Below are 16,940 nucleotides of genomic sequence, written 5' to 3' on the forward strand. Positions count from 1 at the left end.
TAAACGGTCGAGAGGCCTGTATTACAAGGGCTGTAGCGCCTTGAGTGTGTCAGATTTGAGTCAACGTTTTTTTGACGCTTTTCGGAAAAGTCGGGCATTTCTTGCGATTTGATGGCCCGGTGCTAGTGTCAAAAAATGGCCGACAATCTATTGGCCAGATGCCTACCACGAGCAGCGTAAATACTATGATTCGATACTTAAAAGAACTGCTGTTAGTTCTCTATTTGTTCAAGAGTTATGACTATTACCTTGAACGCCTGAATGCGATGGGTATCGGTATTCCGTTGTTGTTATTTGGCGGGATGTTTGTGGTGCTGACGGTGGCGCTGTTCATGAGCGCGTACATCCGCCAGACGCTGATTAGACATCTATTCGCTATAACGCTGTTTGTGTCGGCCGTGTTCTTTGACGTTTATACGAAAGTGACCGCCGATTACCTGACTTACAGCAGCTTCGTGTCGTTGGTGTATTCCGGCGGTTTCATCCAGGAAGCGGCGTATCAGTACCGTGACCCGCTGATCAGTGGTGTGCTCAGCGGCTTGTTGCTGCTGTTCGGCATCGGGCTCAAACCCCGTCGGCGGATGCCGTTGCCAGGCGCTCTGCTGGTGTCGGCGCCGGTGCTCGGGGTGTTGCTGCTCAGTGCGGTGCTATTCGTGCGGGCCGGCGAGGGCGCCCGGGGATTGCCGATCATGTACACGCCGCTGGCCTACCTGAACCTGTTTACCTATGAAGCACTGCACAACACCGTCGGCCCTCGGGAGCCGGTGAAACTGGCGCGCAATGATCAGCCGGTCGGCCATGACATCGTGCTGATCATCGACGAGAGCATTTCCGGCAATTACCTGGACATCAATGCGCCGTTCGGTGTGCACAGCAACCTCAAGGAAGCGCGCCCCGGCGTGGATATCTTCAACTATGGCTACGCCGCATCCATCGCCAATTGCAGCGCCGACACCAACGTCACCCTGCGCTACGGCGGCACCCGTGCCGACTACATGCGCATCAACACCACGCTGCCGTCGATCTGGCAGTACGCGAAACAGGCCGGGCTGCGCACCGTCTACATCGACGCCCAGCGTACCGGCGGCAACCTGCAGAACCTGATGACCGATACCGAGAAAAAGGACATCGACGAGTTTGTGCAGTTCGACCAGACCAGCGTGCGCGACCGCGACATGGCGGCGGCGACCAAGTTGATCGAACTGCTGAACGACGGCAAACCGGAACTGGTGGTTATCAACAAGGTGGGCGCGCATTTTCCGGTGCACGACAAATACCCGGACGCCTTCATGGCCTACCGCCCGACCTTGCCACGCGGGCAGTTTGTCGAAGTGGCCGACACCGGCAAGCGTGACGGCTTCAATGGCCAACCGGACGATTGGGTGCTGTACCGCAACGCCTACAAGAACACGCTGCTGTGGAACGTCGGGGAGTTTTTCGCCCGGGTGTTCGCCCAGGCTGATCTGAGCAATGCGATGCTGATCTACACCTCGGATCACGGGCAGGATCTGCATGAGCGCGGCAACCTCGGACTGAATACCCACTGCGGCGGCGATCCGGTGGAGGAGGAAGGGTTGGTGCCGTTGGTGGTGATTCAGGGCAGCGGTTTGAAGACCCTGGACTGGTCGGCGCAGTTGGCCGCTAACAAGGATCGCTCCAGTCACTACAACATCTTCCCGACGTTGTTGCAGTTGCTGGGCTATGACCTGGCAGGGGTTGAGGCGGTGTATGGCAAACCGTTGAACGTAGCAACGGCAGATGAATTCACCTTCAACTACCGCTTCAATGCGCGGCTGGGAGCCAAGCCGGAGTGGAAGCATATCGATCTGAAGACCATTGTCACGCCGGGGCAGGCGGCGACGAGTGTGGCGGCGGGGCAGTGAGGTTTTTATTGGCTTGAGGGCCTCTTCGCGAGCAAGCCCGCTCCCACAGTTGAAATGCATTCCCCTGTGGGAGCGGGCGTGCTCGCGAAGAACGATAACGCGGTGACATGACCATCCATTCAACCCAACGCAATCACCCAAACCGCATTCCCGGATGAATCACACAGATACACACGCCTCCCATCAGCGCTGAACACCGGACTCTGCAAATACTGCCCCGCCTTGAACCGGCTGACGACCTGCCACGTCCCGGTGTCGATAAACGAGACACTCCGTTCAGCCGCACTGCAACAACAGGCCAGGCGGCCGTCCGGGCTGAGGATGAAACCGTGGGGCAGTGCCGGCACGGGCAACAGGTCCACCACGTCATAGCTCGACAGGTCGATCTTGGCGACGACACCTGCGGGCGTGCGATAGGGCACATAGCCAAAATGCCCTTCTGGGTCGAGGGCGAGTTCTTCAAAGGGCTCGGGCAGCGACAGGACGGTGGCGATCTCGCCGCTCGCCGTGTTCATGGCTTTCAGTTCATGGTGCAGGTAGTCACAGAAAAACAGGCGACCGTCTCGACTGAGGACGGCAGCACTGGTCAATGAACCGGTGTCGAAACACCCGAGCGGTTTTCCGGCCAGTGGATCGACGACGCACACCTGGCGGTTGTCGTTGATATAAACCCGGTCACCCTTGGCATTGAGCGCAAGCGCATAACCCTCGCTGGCGGCGATTTCGCCAATGATGTTGTGCGTCGCAATATCCACGACCACGACCAGCGGTTTGCCCATCCCGCTCACATAGGCCCGGGTGCCCGAGGGATCAATGACAACGGCCAGCGGTTGGATGGGCAACCGCATGACGGCGCTCACGCGCAGGGCAATCGTGTCGATGAGCGACAGCGTGCTGTCTTCGGTGTTGCACACGCAGGCCACTGAACCCTGAACTGCCAGTGCCAGGCTGTTCGGCTCACGACCGACTTCGATATTCCCGATGACTATCGGCTTGCGCAGGTATCTATCAACAGAGGTATTCATGGCCCTGGCACCTACCCTGTTTAACGTGGTTGCCGCCTTGGCATCAAACACTTCTTGTGTGACGTTATTAGATACCCGCCCCTGATCGACCGCTACTGTAAGAATTAACAGGTAGTCTATGGGCTCAGGCGAGTCCGCTATCCTTGCACCACGCTCATCAATCAGGTTTTCCCATGCTTCAGGTCCAGGGCGTTTTCAAAAGTTACGCCACCCCACAAGGTCCGCTGCCGGTGCTGCAAGGCATCGACCTCACGTTGAAACCCGGCAGCAGCCTCGCGCTGATGGGCGAGTCGGGCAGTGGCAAAAGTACGTTGCTGCACCTGATCGCCGGGCTGGACAAGGTCGATCGCGGCAGCATCAGCAGCGGCGAGCATCGGCTGGAACAGATGAACGAAGGGCAACTGGCGAACTGGCGGCGCACGGAAATCGGCCTGGTGTTCCAGCAATTCAACCTGATCGGCAGTTTGCGGGTGGAGGACAATCTGGCGTTCCAGGCCCGTCTGGCCGGGCGCCACGACGCGCGTTGGCAAGCGCATCTGGTGCGGCGTCTGGGCCTGGGCGATTTGCTGCGGCGCTATCCGGAGCAATTGTCCGGCGGCCAACAACAGCGGGTTGCACTCGGCCGGGCCCTGGCCTCGCAACCGAAACTGCTGTTGGCGGACGAGCCCACCGGCAGCCTCGATGAAGCCACCAGCGACGAGGTATTGAAGTTGTTGCTGGAACTGCTCGACGACACGCCGACGACCTTGTTGATGGTCACGCACAGCCCGCGAGTTGCTGCACGCCTGGCGGAAAAAGTGGTGTTGCATCACGGCCGTCTGGTCGACGCGGACGCGCGCTGAGGTGCGGGTTTTTCGCGAAACCTTGCGCGCGCTGCTGAGCCATTGGCGCCAGCACCCGGTGCAGTTTTTCAGTGTGCTGACCGGGCTGTGGCTGGCGACCAGTCTGCTGACCGGCGTGCAGGCACTGAACAGTCAGGCGCGGGAAAGCTACGCCCGGGCCAGTCAATTGATCGGCGGCGAACCCCAGGCCAGTTTGAGTGCGCCCGGTGGCGGGGTGTTTTCCCAGCAATTGTTTGTCGAGCTGCGTCAGGCAGGGTGGCCGGTGTCGCCAGTGTTGCAAGGCCGGGTGACGCTCAAGGGCCACGTTGATCAGCGCTTGCAATTGATGGGCATCGAACCGGTGTCGCTGCCAGCCGGTTCGGCGGTGGCGGGGCAGGCGCTGGACATAGAACGCATCGTCGAATTTTTCAGCCCGCCGGGCAGTACCTGGATTTCGCCGCAGACCTTGCAAACCTTGGGGTTACGCGAGGGCGACACACCCGTTTCGGAGAGCGGGCAGACCTTGCCTGCGCTGCACGCCCAGCCCGATATGGCCCCCGGTGTGTTGTTGGTGGACATCGGTTTTGCTCAGCAGATCCTCGGTCTGCCGGATCAGCTTTCACGCCTATTGCTGCCCAAAGATTTCTCCGCAACCCTGCCCGAACAATTCAAAGGCCAACTCCAACTCAAGACCAGTGGCGAAGAAAACAACCTCGCGCGCCTGACCGAAAGCTTCCACCTGAACCTCGATGCTTTGGGCTTTTTGTCGTTCGTGGTCGGCCTGTTTATCGTGCACGCAGCGATTGGCCTGGCGCTGGAACAACGTCGCGGTTTGCTGCGAACCCTGCGCGCCTGCGGAGTCAGTGCGCGGATGCTGATCGCTTGTCTCACGGTCGAACTGGGTGGCCTGGCATTGATCGGCGGCTTGGCAGGCGTCGCCAGCGGTTATCTGCTGGCCAGCGTGTTGCTGCCGGACGTCGCCGCCAGCCTGCGTGGGTTGTACGGCGCCGAAGTGGCGGGGCAGTTGAGCTTGAGTCCGTTGTGGTGGCTCAGTGGGGTCGGCCTGAGCCTGCTCGGTGCGTTACTGGCCGGCGCCAACAGCCTGTTGCGCGCGGCGCGCTTGCCGTTGTTGGCCCTGGCCAATCCGCAAGCCTGGCATCAGGCCCATGCGCGGTGGTTGCGGCGTCAGGGTTGGGTGGCCGCGACGGCGGCGCTGATCGCGCTGCTGGCGTTGATCTGGGGCGACAGCCTGGCGAGCGGTTTTGTGCTGATGGCCGCGCTGCTGCTCGGCGCCGCGCTGGCGCTGCCGGTGTTACTCAACACCGTGCTGAATCTGGTGTTGCACCGCAGTCGCACGGTGCTCGGTCAATGGTTTCTCGCCGATTGCCGCCAGCAACTGCCAGCCCTGAGTCTGGCGCTGATGGCGTTGCTGTTGGCGCTGGCGGCGAACATCGGTGCCGGCAGCATGACCGCCGGTTTCCGCCAGACCTTCAGCGACTGGCTCGAACAACGCCTGACCGCCGAGCTCTACCTCAATCCGCAAAACCCGGCTCAGGCCCGCGAGTTGCACACCTGGCTCAAACAGCAGCCGCAGGTTTCGGCGGTGCTGCCCAGTTGGCAAGTGTCGATCCAGCTGCAAGGCTGGCCAGCGGACGTCTACGGCGTGATCGATCACCCGAGCTATCGCCAACACTGGCCGCTGTTGGAGGCGCTGGGCGATAACCCATGGGAGCGTCTGGCCAAGGACGACACCTTGATGCTCAGCGAACAACTGGCGCGGCGGCTGAAGGTGCAACTGGGCGATCACCTGACCATCCCGACACCCAACGGCTCATGGTCGCCGCGGGTCGTCGGCATCTATGCCGATTACGGCAATCCCAAGGGCCACGTGCTGGTCAACGTCAACCACTTGCTGCGCGGCTGGCCGCAACTCACGCCGAACCGTTTCAACCTGCGGATCGACCCGGCAGCGATCCCGCCGTTCCTTACCGCACTGCAAAATCGCTTCGCCCTCGACGACAACCGCATCGTCGATCAGGCGCGGCTCAAGGGCTGGTCCACTCAAGTGTTCGAACGCACCTTCGCCGCCACCGCCGCCCTCAACAGCCTGACCCTCGGCGTCGCCGGCGTGGCGCTGTTCATCAGCCTGTTGACCCAGAGCCAAAGCCGCCTCGGCCAACTCGCGCCGCTATGGGCGCTGGGCGTGACGCGGCGGCAACTGATGCTGCTCAACCTCGGGCAAACCTGGCTGCTGGCCGTGCTGACGCTGATTCTGGCGTTGCCCCTGGGCATCGCGCTGGCGTGGTGCCTGGATACGGTGATCAACGTCCAGGCCTTCGGTTGGCGCCTGCCGTTGCGGGTGTTTCCGCTGCAACTGTTGCAGTTGATGGGGCTGGCGCTGCTCGCCACGCTACTGGCGTCGGCGTGGCCGCTCTACACGTTGTACCGCACCCAACCGGCGGATCTGCTGAGGACATTTGCCCATGAGGATTAAGGTCGGGATGCTGATGCTTCTGGCGTTGCTGAGCGGCTGCGATAACTCGACGCCGGAGCAAAAGGGTTTTGCCGGCCTGGGCGGCGAGGCCGCTGCGTTTACCCCGGTGGTGCCTGGTCGCGTGTTCAGCTTTCCGGCGGATCATGGGCCGCACGATGGATTTCGCATCGAGTGGTGGTACGTCACCGCCAATCTCAAGGACGACAAAGGGCAAGAGTTTGGCGTGCAATGGACGTTGTTTCGCAGTGCGTTGAAAGCCACGCCCGAGGTGCCCGGTTGGGGCAATCAGACAATCTGGCTCGGGCACGCGGCGGTCACCTCTGCCACGGCGCATCACGCCGCTGAACGCTACGCCCGGGGTGGCGTGGGGCAGGCCGGGGTGAACGTGGCGCCGTTCAAGGCATGGATCGATGATTGGCGCTTCAGCGGTCCGTTGGCGGACATGCAACTCAGCGCGCGGGACAAAGGTTTCAGCTATCAACTGCGGCTGGTGTCGTCGCGCCCATTGGTGCTGCAAGGCGATAAAGGCTTCAGTCAAAAATCCGAACAGGGCCAGGCGTCGTACTACTACAGTCAGCCGTTTTTCCAGGCTAACGGTTCTTTGGAAATCGATGGCAAAACCTACACGGTCAGCGGCCCCGCATGGCTCGACCGCGAGTGGAGCAGCCAACCCCTGACCGCCAACCAGAGCGGCTGGGACTGGTTTTCCCTGCATCTGGACAGCGGCGAACAGGTGATGCTCTACCGCATGCGGCAAAAGGACGGCGCGCCTTACGTCACTGGCACCTGGATCGATGCACAGGGTCAGACGCAGCTATTACATGGCGACGACATCAGCCTCACGCCTGGGGATACCGCCAAAGTCGCCGGACATTCGATGCCGGTGCGCTGGTCGATCAAAATCCCCGGCAAACACCTCGACATCACCACCACCGCACTGAATCCCAATGCGTGGATGAATCTGCGCATTCCGTATTGGGAGGGGCCGGTGCGCTTGAGCGGTAGTCATGCGGGGCAGGGGTACCTGGAAATGACCGGTTATTGAATCGGAACTCTCGACGGAACGGCGTCCTCCTACGTTATGAAGCCCGTTCACTGGAGCCCGTCATGAGCGACGACCTCAAACCCCCAGACCTCGCCACCTGGCAACGTTTGTTCGACGACAAAGCCTACTGGCAACAATCCCCCGATGCCCATTACAGCGAACTGCTGCGGGTGGCCGATGACTTGCTGGGGCAGGGCGCCATCGACCTCGAACAGTGGCAAACCCTGAAAGCCAAGGCCGAGCAATCCCACCGGGATTCGCCTGCCGTCAATGTCGCCCGGGAAGTCGACGATCCCGAAGCCTGAGGAACACTGCGATGAAACCGATCACCGAATCCGAGCACCCCGACGAACCCCGGCCACCCGGTGAAACAGAGCGCGACAACGACGCCCTGCGCCCCACCGATCCCAACAAACGCAAGGAAAACAGCAAAGGCACCGACAGCGGCGAATCCACCGCGCAGGAAACCGCCAACACTCCCTGAACAGCGTCTATGCTCATTGGCACGCACGGAGCGGACCCTTGATCCAGAGCCGTGCGCTGCCATCAATCACAGGGAATGTACTGTTTATGAAATTCAACGCACTGGCCCAGGCCATCACCCTCGCCACCCTCCTGTCCGCCGCCAGCCTCAGCGCCATCGCTGCCGACATTCCACTGTCCGCCGCCGTAGAAGCCGATCAAGTCACCACCAAAGTCCTCGCCGTTGACGCCGCCAAACACCAGGTTGTCCTGGAAGGCGCCGAAGGTCGTCAAGTTCATGTACAACTTAGCGACAAGGCCAAAGACCTCGGCAACCTCAAAGTCGGCGATAAAGTTAACGTCGAAGTGACACATTCAGTGGCCGCCTACCTCGACACTGATGTCGACAAAGGCCTGCCAGGCTCCACCGAACGCACCGGCGACATCCGCGCCACCAAAGACAACCCGAACCCAGGCGGCGAAGCCTTCCGCCAGGTGCAAGTGCAGCTGAAAATCACCAAAATCGACACCAAGAAAAACCAGGTCACCTTCGAAAACCCGGCCGGCCAATCGAAAACCGTCGACGTTGTGAAACCTGAAGTTCAAGCAAAACTGAAGGATCTGAAAGTCGGGCAGAGTGTTGTCGTGACTTACACCGATATCTTGAAAGTGACAACTCAACACGAAAGCTGAGTATTGGCTCTATCTAGAGTGATTATTCTTGTACAGATTTTTGTATAGGAATAATCGCTTTAATGTTCGAGCTGGTGAGTTTGATGTATGTAAGTTTGATCTCGATAAATATCCAGTGAAGTTGTGTGCATAAATTTCATGTGCATGTATGCGGACATATTCATCGACTTCTATTAAAATACTTTTCGTTCGCCCAGTGTCAGGGCTCTTTACCGGTGCATGGATTGCCAGGCCATTACACTGGGCGAACACCTTCTTTCAAGTGAATACGTTAAGATACGCGGCATTTTTCAACTCAAGGAAGAAAACGGCTGCCGCCGTTCTGATACGGATGAAACCACTTTCCCTCTACCACCCGGCCCTCTACTGGCTGCGAGTGTGGCAAAAACGACTGTTCCGCCAACTGTCCTGGCGCTTCTCCCGCAAGCGTTACACCTTGCTGTTGAACACCGAATCCCGGTTGCCGTTCCGTTACCTCAAACACACTTCAAAACTGATCCGCAAACTCGGCGATTCCGATATTGCACTGCAACACAACAAAGTCATTAACCTGAAACTGGCCGTGGCCTCTGTGAATGGTGTGGTCATTCACCCTGGCGAGTACTTCTCCTTCTGCCGACTGGTGGGTCGACCGACGCGTAAACGCGGGTATGTCGAAGGCATGGAACTGTCCTTCGGTGAAGCACGCACGGGCGTCGGTGGCGGGATCTGCCAACTGAGCAACCTGATTCACTGGATGGCTATTCACTCGCCGTTGGTGGTGGTTGAGCGGTCAAATCACAGCTTTGATCCGTTTCCTGATGAGGGGCGGGTACTGCCATTCGGCTCCGGGGCAGCGATTTTTTATAACTATGTTGATCTGGTTTTGTATAACCCGACGGATCGTTGTTTTCAGTTGAAATTGAAGGTGGGTGAGCAGCAGTTGGAAGGGGAGTTGTTGTGTGAGCAGGCGAGGGAGTTTCGGTATCACGTCTATCAACGTGAGCATCGGTTTTTGCGAGAGTGTGGGCGAGTGTTTCGGGAGAATGAGATATGGCGGGATGTAAGGACAAAGGGGCAGGAGAGTGAATTGGTGCGGAGTGAGCGGCTTTACAAAAATCGGGTAGTGGTGAAGTACGCAGTGGATGATGCGTTAGTTGAAATGCCGGTCGAAATATAAAGAACGGGCGATCATAAGATCGCCCGTTTTTGTACTTTGGATTTAGAGGGACTTAAACCTCTTTTCTCCAACCGGAAAAGGTGATGGCTGTTCCTTCATCCTCTTTGTCCCTGATGTCGATTTTGTAGGTGCCACCGCCAGCAACGCCGTCAATCCGTGCCTTTTCATCATTCGCTTGTAACACGGCGCCTTTTGCTTGCTGCTGGTAAAACTTCAAAACATCGGCGAACGGCATAATCGATAACGGCGCCTGATAGAAAGGAATTCACCCGATTAAACATGCAACAATCCGCCGCCGCGCACCTGTGAGGTGCCGGCGGCAATGTTTTCCCCCAATCTTAAGGATCAAGATGAGCTCCTCCCGCGCAAATATCATTGGCATGAAAGTCCACTGCAACGCCTGTGAAAAAGAATTTCCCGTCGGCAAGAAACAGCAGACGCTGTTGCGCGAAGACCACCCCATTGCGTGCAAGGGCTGCAAGGGCTGCAAGGCCGAACTGGTGATATCGGCCGTGGAAAAGCAGCGCTTCCTGGGTTTCGACAACCCCGCCAAACCCATGATGCTGGCCATGATGCTCAGTGGCTTGCTATCGGTGTGTGTGTTCGGCGGTACTTTTCTCGGTTTCCTGAAGTCCGACACTCTGGTGCTGTTGGCCGTGGTGGTGCTGATCGGCAGTAACCTGATATTGGGGCCGATGATCAGAAGTGCGACCAAGCCCCTGATGGTCAATCTTGACCCCCAAGGCACGCCAGCTGCCGTTTGATAGTTGGCTTGCCGGCCTGCCGAGGCGGGCTGGCAAGAAGAGCAAAAGGTTTTTGCAATAAGCTGTCGTCTGGCGCTACCAGAACAGCGCTTGTGCGATCTGATTTGCCTCATTCCTGGTTTGCTCACCGCCCATGATTGGCGCCCTTAGCAACGACCGTTCCCCCTCGCGGTCGACGATCCAGAACGCCATCTTTATGGGCGTTTTGCGCTGGACGCCAGCAACGAAGTCGTCGGATATGGCACCTTCATCGCCAGGCAGCTTCGTAACATCGAACTCCCATTTCTGGCCGGTTGCTTGCGACTTTGCGGGCTCGACCGACTTGGGCGAAAACTTCGTCCTGCGCACATCCCCGGCTTGCAGTCCCAGCGTTTCCGACATGAACGAACGCAGTAATGATTCAAGCTTTTCGTCCGATGTCTGGGCCGAACCTACGGTAAGGCCAAGTTGTGCGCCTGTTTGCAGATTTTCGTAATAGAAACGATATTCCGTACCCAATCTCAGGCGATAGTCGCCCACGCGCAAGGGTAGATGTATGCCTATCGAGCTGTTAACCAGGGAATTTTCATCATTCGGCACTATCCAGCCGAGCGTAGCGTCGCTTTTCTGCCATTCGATGAGCGTCCGGTTCAAGGCGACGGCCTCCTGAGTTCTGCCTTGGCGGTAGGCGATATCAGCGGCGTAATCCAGCGCAGTGCTATAGAGAAGTTGATTGGTAAAACCGTACTCCCAGGCAGACACGGCCAAACCCAATGAGCGGCGCGCGGCATCCAGCGCGCCTTGACGGTACTGCGACACGCCGATAAGTGTCTGCACGCGCGCCACTTCCTCCGGGAAAATGGCGTCGGGCAACGCCTGTTTCGCCAGTTCCGCAGCCTTGGACTCGCCGCCCGGAAGCTCCCAGGTTGAATCCATGTCTTGGGTCTGCTCGGCCATAGTGCGTTCGCGGAACAGCGGTGGTGCGCTTTGCCATTTCAGCGCAGCGAACAACTTTTGCATCTGCTCAACGGCCTGGGCCTTGTCCCGCGATTTGAACACCACATCGATGTCCATGCGCCAGTCGCCGCGTAGCGCCGTCCAACGAATATTGGTGCATTGTTCGCCGTCACACTCCTCTTGCCTCCCCAGTTTGACGGAAGCCAGGTCGGCGAAGGGGAGGTCAGGCATCGCAGATGCAACCGCCCGGACTTCACGCTGTTCCTGATAGGGTTTGAGCCAATCCTGGCGTTGCGATGCCGTGTATTTACGTTGAGCTTCGTCATAAGCCAGCGAAATCTCGGCGCTCAGGCGTCCATTTGCCAACTCCTGCGTATAGAGGAGGAGGGTGGTGGCATCGCGTTTTTCTGCGGGTTCAAACTTCGCCAGCTTCCACTGCCCCAGCAGAAGTGGCATCGAGAAGTCAGCCAATTCGTAACGCAACCGCGGCTCGTCCGGCGACAAGCGCCACAGACCGGGATAGGGACTGACGGCCGCAAAAAGCTTTTCCTCCAGGCGTACGACCTCGGCTCTTTCACCCGCCATCATGCTTGCCTCGATGGCCAGGCCCAGCATGTTCGTGATGCGCGGGTCGCGCCTGTTAGTCGACCCGACAGAGGCTGCTTGCCGCTCCCAATGCGCTATCTGCTCTTCGGCGGCTTTCCGGGCCTCTTCGTATCTTTTCTGCTGATGCAGCAAATTGACGAGCAACACGCCCGCCTCGAGGTCCGTGAAATCCATGGCGCCGCCCTTGCGCCCCGCCTCCATGGCCGCCCGGGCGGCGACCGTGGCCTCTGCCAGTGAATTTTCGCCGCTCAGGCGTTGTGCCTCGTGCATCAGTTGCGCGGAACTGGGTGCCCGAGTTTTTGCCTGATCCGCAGGCGCCGACCAGACGGTGGGGCAGGTCGATAGCAGGATGGCGGCAAAGAGGGCGCAGTTTCGGCGTCGTATCGGGTTTTTCATGGTTGTGGGTTTCAATGCTTACTGCTCCTTGCAGGAAAATCTTCCGGGGTGCGCTGTGTAGCCCGTCTAAAGAAAGTAAATCTGTCTGCTTTACGCTTAACCGCGATGAATATCATCAAAGTCATCAGCCTTCGGCGTCGCCTGAATGCCTTTGGCTTCTTGAGCACGGTAGTAAGCTTCGATGCTCAGAGAAGGATCAATGCGAGCCTTGATAATGCAGGGCTGTTTTTGCCAAGGGTATTGCTCCAACTGTTGCGTCAGCTGCTTCAGACCTGTAGCCAACCAACCCTTTTCCGACTGGTCGCGCCAGCGTCGTGGGTTACGGCCCGCTTTGACGTCGTAGGCGACGGTGACCGGGTCGAGGTGACGACTTTGTTCCAGTACTGGCAGATCCGGCAACGGTTGCGTGACATCCATATAACGTTGCAGGCAATCCCAGAAGGCCAGTGCATTCACTTGGTCGAGGCCCAAGGCGTGAACCTTGGTGGCCAGACAAATCTTGTTGTCGGTATAGCGGTGGTGCAGCCACAGAGCATAGTCATGGGAACCATAACCACTGGGCAGCAATTGCAGCACGGGGTCGAACTCTTCAAAAGGCGCAACGAAGAGACGACGGAAACGGCGTTTGAAGCGAAGCATGCCGTCTATGCGGTTGAATTCGCTGCCGTCGTGGGTGGTGATTTTGCTGTGGAGCCAGAGTAGGGCGTCGAAACCTATGGCTCCCATGAAGTAGAGGAAGGCACCGATCCATAGGGAGATTTGTATTCCATCATTCCCCCAAAGAGAACTTTTCTGCCAATACACGATACCTGCGCAAATGAAAAAACCTACGATATGCATGTGATGGACCATTTTTCTTCCCGTCATGTAAAGCGTTAGTGAGCCAACTATCAGGGCGGCGGAAATCACAAGAAAGAATAGTAATGATAAGTCTTGTGAGTATTTAGCTGCGTCATGGTCTGGAATAAACGATGCCAAAATCCCTGCCCACGCGATCCAGCCAAAAGGAAAGCTAATCAATTTTAGAATGAAAAGTAAGTGCGGGATTTTGCTTGAGTTTTGAAAGCGCCAGCGTCTGGCATCGCAATACACGTCTTCCTTTTTCCCTAGCTCTTGCTGTCGTTGATAAACCGACTGCTCTTCACCTTGAAGCTGGGTGGTAACCTCCATCGCTGGTTCCAAGTTGCCGTAGTGACCAAAGGCGAGATGGGTGTCAAAGTTCCCTGAACGATTGGTATCTTCCGCCCATTTCGGCGGTGGCAAAGGTTCATGACTGTCGCTGCGATAAGCACTGGCAGTGTATGGGGCATCCATTGGTACGGTCATGCGGAGAGCTCGGCGGTCAAAAGGAGAGTGCGGCATCCGGTTGCAGCTAATCTGGTGGCAAGCGACGGAAAGAAAATATTTGTCCCGTTTTTTCTATTTTCCAAAGGCACTACTCGTCAGTTCGCAGAGTCGGATTCTTGAGTCGGTTTGGCAAACTTCACCTTGAAGTAGTCCAGCATGTTTTGGCCTTTGGCAAAGGCTTTCCGTATTTCGGTGCTTTCCCTGAGCAGTTCTTCACTAGGCATAGCATGTTGTTCAGTGGGAAGAGATTGTGACCATTTTTGAACTTCTTTGGGGAAGCCCGCCTTGGTGCGGTTATTGACCCAGCCGGAAATGAAGCATGGCAATGTCCAACCGCTAAGAAACTGTATTGTTAAAAATCCCCAAACGTAACGTACAAAGGAGTGATCTGCGCGATAGCTCCGGCGGCACAGATGAAAGAACTCCACTGTGCCTTCTTCAAGTTCGTCCGATTCATCGGTTGGAAGGGCAGATATGCCATCCTCCATATAGGCGCGAATTGCCTCCCACTCACAAATGGCAAGACTTAAATTTCCGCTAGGTATAACAGACCATAATAAGTTTCCAGAGTTAGCATCACGTAAGCCAATCATCAGCTTGTATTCTGGTGTCGCCGCATATTGGGTAATAAGCGTTCCAACTGACACGCAGGCAATAACATCTTCCCATTTCGCATAAAGGGGGGTATCACATTTTTTTGGAACAAAGACTACTTCGCGACGCTGCCGATTGAAGCGTATAGGAGGTTGACTGCTTACCTGGCGAATTGCAAAGAAAAAAACGCATAGGTAGAGAGCGGCAAGCGCCCCCACAAACCCCCAGACGGCAATGCTTGTAAAGAAATCAAGCCAACTGCTCCAAAATGGTTCTATATCTCGTCTTATCCATGATCCGAAACCCGTTGTGAAAAATAGAAAAATCAGTAGGAACATTACCGCCCCGATTCCTGCTCGCGCCATAAACTCAAAGCTTCCTCGAGATATGGCAAAGTCTAAGATCACGTCATTGGCGTAGCGGTGCAACTGGCGAGCACTGAAAGGTTGCACTCCAGTTGGTACTGGCTTTGGTGATAAATAGATTGTCTCAGTGCCTGATTCTCTCTCGATATCACCTGCGCGGGGCAGTCGGTCGTATCTATTTTCCAAGGGTATTACTCGTCAAGTGGCGGATTCAGACTTTTGAGTCGTTTCGGCAAACTTCACCTTGAAGTAATCCAGCAGGTTTTGGCCTTTGGCAAAAGCCTCCCGTATTTCGGTGCTTTCCCGGAGCAGTTCTTCACTAGGCATAGCATGTTGTTCAGTGGGAAGAGGTTGTGACCATTTTTGAACTTCTTTGGGGAAGCCCGCCTTGGTGCGTTTATTGACCCAGCCGGAGATGTAGCAGGGCAATGTCCAGCCGCTAAAAAATTGTATTGTTAAAAATCCCCAAACGTAACGTACAAAGGAATAATCTGCGCGATAGCTCCGGCGGCACAGATGAAAGAACTCCACTGTGCCTTCTTCAAGTTCGTCCGATTCATCGGTTGGAAGGGCAGATATGCCATCCTCCATATAGGCGCGAATTGCCTCCCACTCAGAAATGGCAAGACTTAAATTTCCGCTCGGTATAAAAGACCATAATACGTTGCCAGAGTTAGCATCACGTAAGCCAATCATCAGTTTGTGTTCTGGCGTCGCTGCATATTGGGTAATAAGAGTTCCAGCTGACACGCAGGCAATAACATCTTCCCATCGCGCATAAAGGGGGGTATCACCTTTTTTTGGTATAAATACGACTTCTCGGCGTTGCCTGTTGAAACGAATGGGAGGATGTATGGAAACCTGTCGGGCAGCTTGCGTAAAATAATAAAGGTATGTCGTTGCGATGGCGGCAATTATTAACCAGATCACTGGGTTGAAGAAAAAATTTGACCATCCACTTAGGAAAGGCTCAGCGTTACGTCTTAGATAGGAGGCAAATCCAGAAAAAAAGAATAACAAAGCAATAATAAACGTTATTGATCCAATTCCTATTCGGGCAAGAAATTCAAAGTTTCCTTGCCCGATAGAGAAGTCTAAAAATGTTTCATCCGCATAGCGGTGCAGCTGACGTGCACTGAAAGGTCGCACTCCAGTTGGTACTGGCTTTGGTGATAAATAGATTGTCTCAGTGCCTGATTCTCTCTCGATATCACCTGCGCGGGGCAGTCGGTTGTATCTATTTTTCAAGGGTATTACTCGTCAAGTGAAGGATTCAGACTTTTGAGTCGGTTCGGCAAACTTCACCTTGAAGTAATCCAGCAGGTTTTGGCCTTTGGCAAAGGCCTTCCGTATTTCGGTGCTTTCCCTGGTCAGTTCTTCACTAGGCATAGCATGTTGTTCAGAGGGAAGAGATTGTGACCATTTTTGAACTTCTTTGGGGAAGCCCGCCTTGATGCGGTTATTGACCCAGCCGGAAATGTAGCATGGCAATGTCCAACCGCTAAGAAACTGAATCATCAAGAAGCCAGCAAAGTAACGGAAAAACGAGTGATCCGAATGATACCCCTTACGACGCATGTGGAAGTAAGCGACCGTACCTTCTTCAAACTCCTCTGGTTGAGGTGGTGGCAGAGCTGAGGGGCCTTCTTCCATATAGCTGCGGATAGCCTCCCATTCGGAGACAGCTTCATCGAGATTTCCACTCGGCACGGAGACCCAAAGTACATCCCCATTGTCGGCATCGCGCAGTCCCATCATCAGCTTAAACTCGGGCATGACTGCGTATTGGGTGATGAGCCTGCCTACAGAGACGCATGCGATGACACTTTCCCAAGCGACATAGCGAGGTTTCGCGCCTCTATAAGGTACGCATACAACTTCCCGACGCTGACGATTAAAACGAATTGGCGGATGAGTGCTGACCTGCCGGACTACATAGCAAAATATGCAAAGGTACATAATGGTTAGAAATCCGAGAAATCCCCAAACCACCGAGCTCATGAAAAGATTATTAAAGCCGCTTAAAAAAGGCTGGTGATGTGTGCGTAGCCACGCGCCAAAAACAGAAGCCCAGAAAAAGAAGACCAACATACAAATTACCGAGCCAATGGCTCCCCTTGCCATAAACGCGAAGGCTCCTCGAGTCAGGGTAAAGTCGAGATAAATGTCATTCGCGTCGCGATGCAATTGTCGGCTGCTGACAGCAGGAAGTCCTGTTGGTAACGGTTTCGGTGATATATAGATAATCTCAGTGCCGGACTCTTTTTCAAAGTCTCCAGCATGAGGAAGGCGGTCATATTTGTCTTTAAGCATCTAAATGATCCGGCTTAATTTTAGTCCACTTAAAAAC

The 16,940-nt window shown here is 56.0% G+C and carries 16 protein-coding genes; 9 read left to right on the top strand and 7 right to left on the bottom strand.

The window, feature by feature from the left end:
* Positions 1-185: 185 nt before the first annotated feature.
* On the top strand, positions 186-1,883 hold the full coding sequence (locus NK667_RS07595) for a sulfatase-like hydrolase/transferase (protein WP_054614240.1): 1,698 nt from the start codon (positions 186-188) through the stop codon (positions 1,881-1,883).
* A gap of 119 nt (positions 1,884-2,002) precedes the next feature.
* On the opposite strand, the gene NK667_RS07600 is transcribed toward NK667_RS07595, so the two are convergent.
* Positions 2,003-2,908 carry a YncE family protein gene (locus NK667_RS07600; protein ID WP_054614241.1) on the bottom strand — a complete coding sequence of 302 codons (906 nt, stop codon included), beginning with the start codon at positions 2,906-2,908 and terminating at the stop codon, positions 2,003-2,005.
* A gap of 173 nt (positions 2,909-3,081) precedes the next feature.
* Between NK667_RS07600 and NK667_RS07605 the strand changes: the two genes are divergently transcribed.
* The 7 genes from NK667_RS07605 (at position 3,082) to NK667_RS07635 (ending at position 9,582) form a co-directional block, all read left to right on the top strand.
* Positions 3,082-3,750: an ABC transporter ATP-binding protein gene (locus tag NK667_RS07605; protein WP_054614242.1), complete on the top strand. Its 669-nt coding sequence runs from the start codon at positions 3,082-3,084 to the stop codon at positions 3,748-3,750.
* Between the two features lies 1 nt (position 3,751).
* The gene (locus tag NK667_RS07610; protein ID WP_054614243.1) at positions 3,752-6,223 is read left to right on the top strand and encodes an ABC transporter permease; all 2,472 of its coding nucleotides are present in this window, start codon (positions 3,752-3,754) and stop codon (positions 6,221-6,223) included.
* Entirely contained in the window at positions 6,213-7,268 is a 1,056-nt protein-coding gene (locus tag NK667_RS07615; protein WP_054614244.1) for a lipocalin-like domain-containing protein, read from the top strand. Before NK667_RS07610 ends, NK667_RS07615 begins: the two co-directional genes overlap by 11 nt.
* Before the next feature lie 62 nt (positions 7,269-7,330).
* Entirely contained in the window at positions 7,331-7,573 is a 243-nt protein-coding gene (locus tag NK667_RS07620; RefSeq protein ID WP_054051018.1) for a hypothetical protein, read from the top strand.
* 11 nt (positions 7,574-7,584) lie between these two features.
* Positions 7,585-7,752 carry a hypothetical protein gene (locus NK667_RS07625; protein ID WP_166655970.1) on the top strand — a complete coding sequence of 56 codons (168 nt, stop codon included), beginning with the start codon at positions 7,585-7,587 and terminating at the stop codon, positions 7,750-7,752.
* Between the two features lie 86 nt (positions 7,753-7,838).
* A complete protein-coding gene (locus NK667_RS07630) occupies positions 7,839-8,423 on the top strand; it encodes a hypothetical protein (RefSeq protein WP_054051020.1) in 585 nt (194 codons plus the stop codon).
* A gap of 331 nt (positions 8,424-8,754) precedes the next feature.
* Positions 8,755-9,582: a VanW family protein gene (locus tag NK667_RS07635; protein WP_054614245.1), complete on the top strand. Its 828-nt coding sequence runs from the start codon at positions 8,755-8,757 to the stop codon at positions 9,580-9,582.
* A gap of 52 nt (positions 9,583-9,634) precedes the next feature.
* Here the strand turns inward: NK667_RS07635 and NK667_RS07640 are convergent, their stop codons facing one another.
* A complete protein-coding gene (locus tag NK667_RS07640) occupies positions 9,635-9,817 on the bottom strand; it encodes a hypothetical protein (RefSeq protein ID WP_054614246.1) in 183 nt (60 codons plus the stop codon).
* A gap of 115 nt (positions 9,818-9,932) precedes the next feature.
* On the opposite strand from NK667_RS07640, the gene NK667_RS07645 reads away from it, so the two are divergent.
* Positions 9,933-10,346 carry a hypothetical protein gene (locus NK667_RS07645; RefSeq protein ID WP_152980888.1) on the top strand — a complete coding sequence of 138 codons (414 nt, stop codon included), beginning with the start codon at positions 9,933-9,935 and terminating at the stop codon, positions 10,344-10,346.
* 75 nt (positions 10,347-10,421) lie between these two features.
* Here NK667_RS07645 and NK667_RS07650 read toward each other — a convergent pair whose 3' ends face one another.
* The 5 genes from NK667_RS07650 to NK667_RS07670 form a co-directional block, all read right to left on the bottom strand.
* Entirely contained in the window at positions 10,422-12,299 is a 1,878-nt protein-coding gene (locus tag NK667_RS07650) for a hypothetical protein (RefSeq protein ID WP_152980890.1), read from the bottom strand.
* 81 nt (positions 12,300-12,380) lie between these two features.
* On the bottom strand, positions 12,381-13,010 hold the full coding sequence (locus NK667_RS07655) for a hypothetical protein (protein WP_054614249.1): 630 nt from the start codon (positions 13,008-13,010) through the stop codon (positions 12,381-12,383).
* A gap of 716 nt (positions 13,011-13,726) precedes the next feature.
* A complete protein-coding gene (locus NK667_RS07660) occupies positions 13,727-14,776 on the bottom strand; it encodes a hypothetical protein (protein WP_236708563.1) in 1,050 nt (349 codons plus the stop codon).
* A 12-nt stretch (positions 14,777-14,788) separates the two neighbouring features.
* Positions 14,789-15,838, bottom strand: a complete 1,050-nt coding sequence (locus tag NK667_RS07665) for a DUF6708 domain-containing protein (RefSeq protein WP_236708564.1) — start codon at positions 15,836-15,838, stop codon at positions 14,789-14,791.
* A gap of 12 nt (positions 15,839-15,850) precedes the next feature.
* Complete coding sequence (locus NK667_RS07670) at positions 15,851-16,903, bottom strand: DUF6708 domain-containing protein (protein ID WP_236708565.1); 1,053 nt, start codon at positions 16,901-16,903, stop codon at positions 15,851-15,853.
* Positions 16,904-16,940 lie beyond the last annotated feature (37 nt).

Origin of the sequence: Pseudomonas nunensis, from assembly GCF_024296925.1 — a bacterium.
Lineage (GTDB): Bacteria > Pseudomonadota > Gammaproteobacteria > Pseudomonadales > Pseudomonadaceae > Aquipseudomonas > Aquipseudomonas nunensis.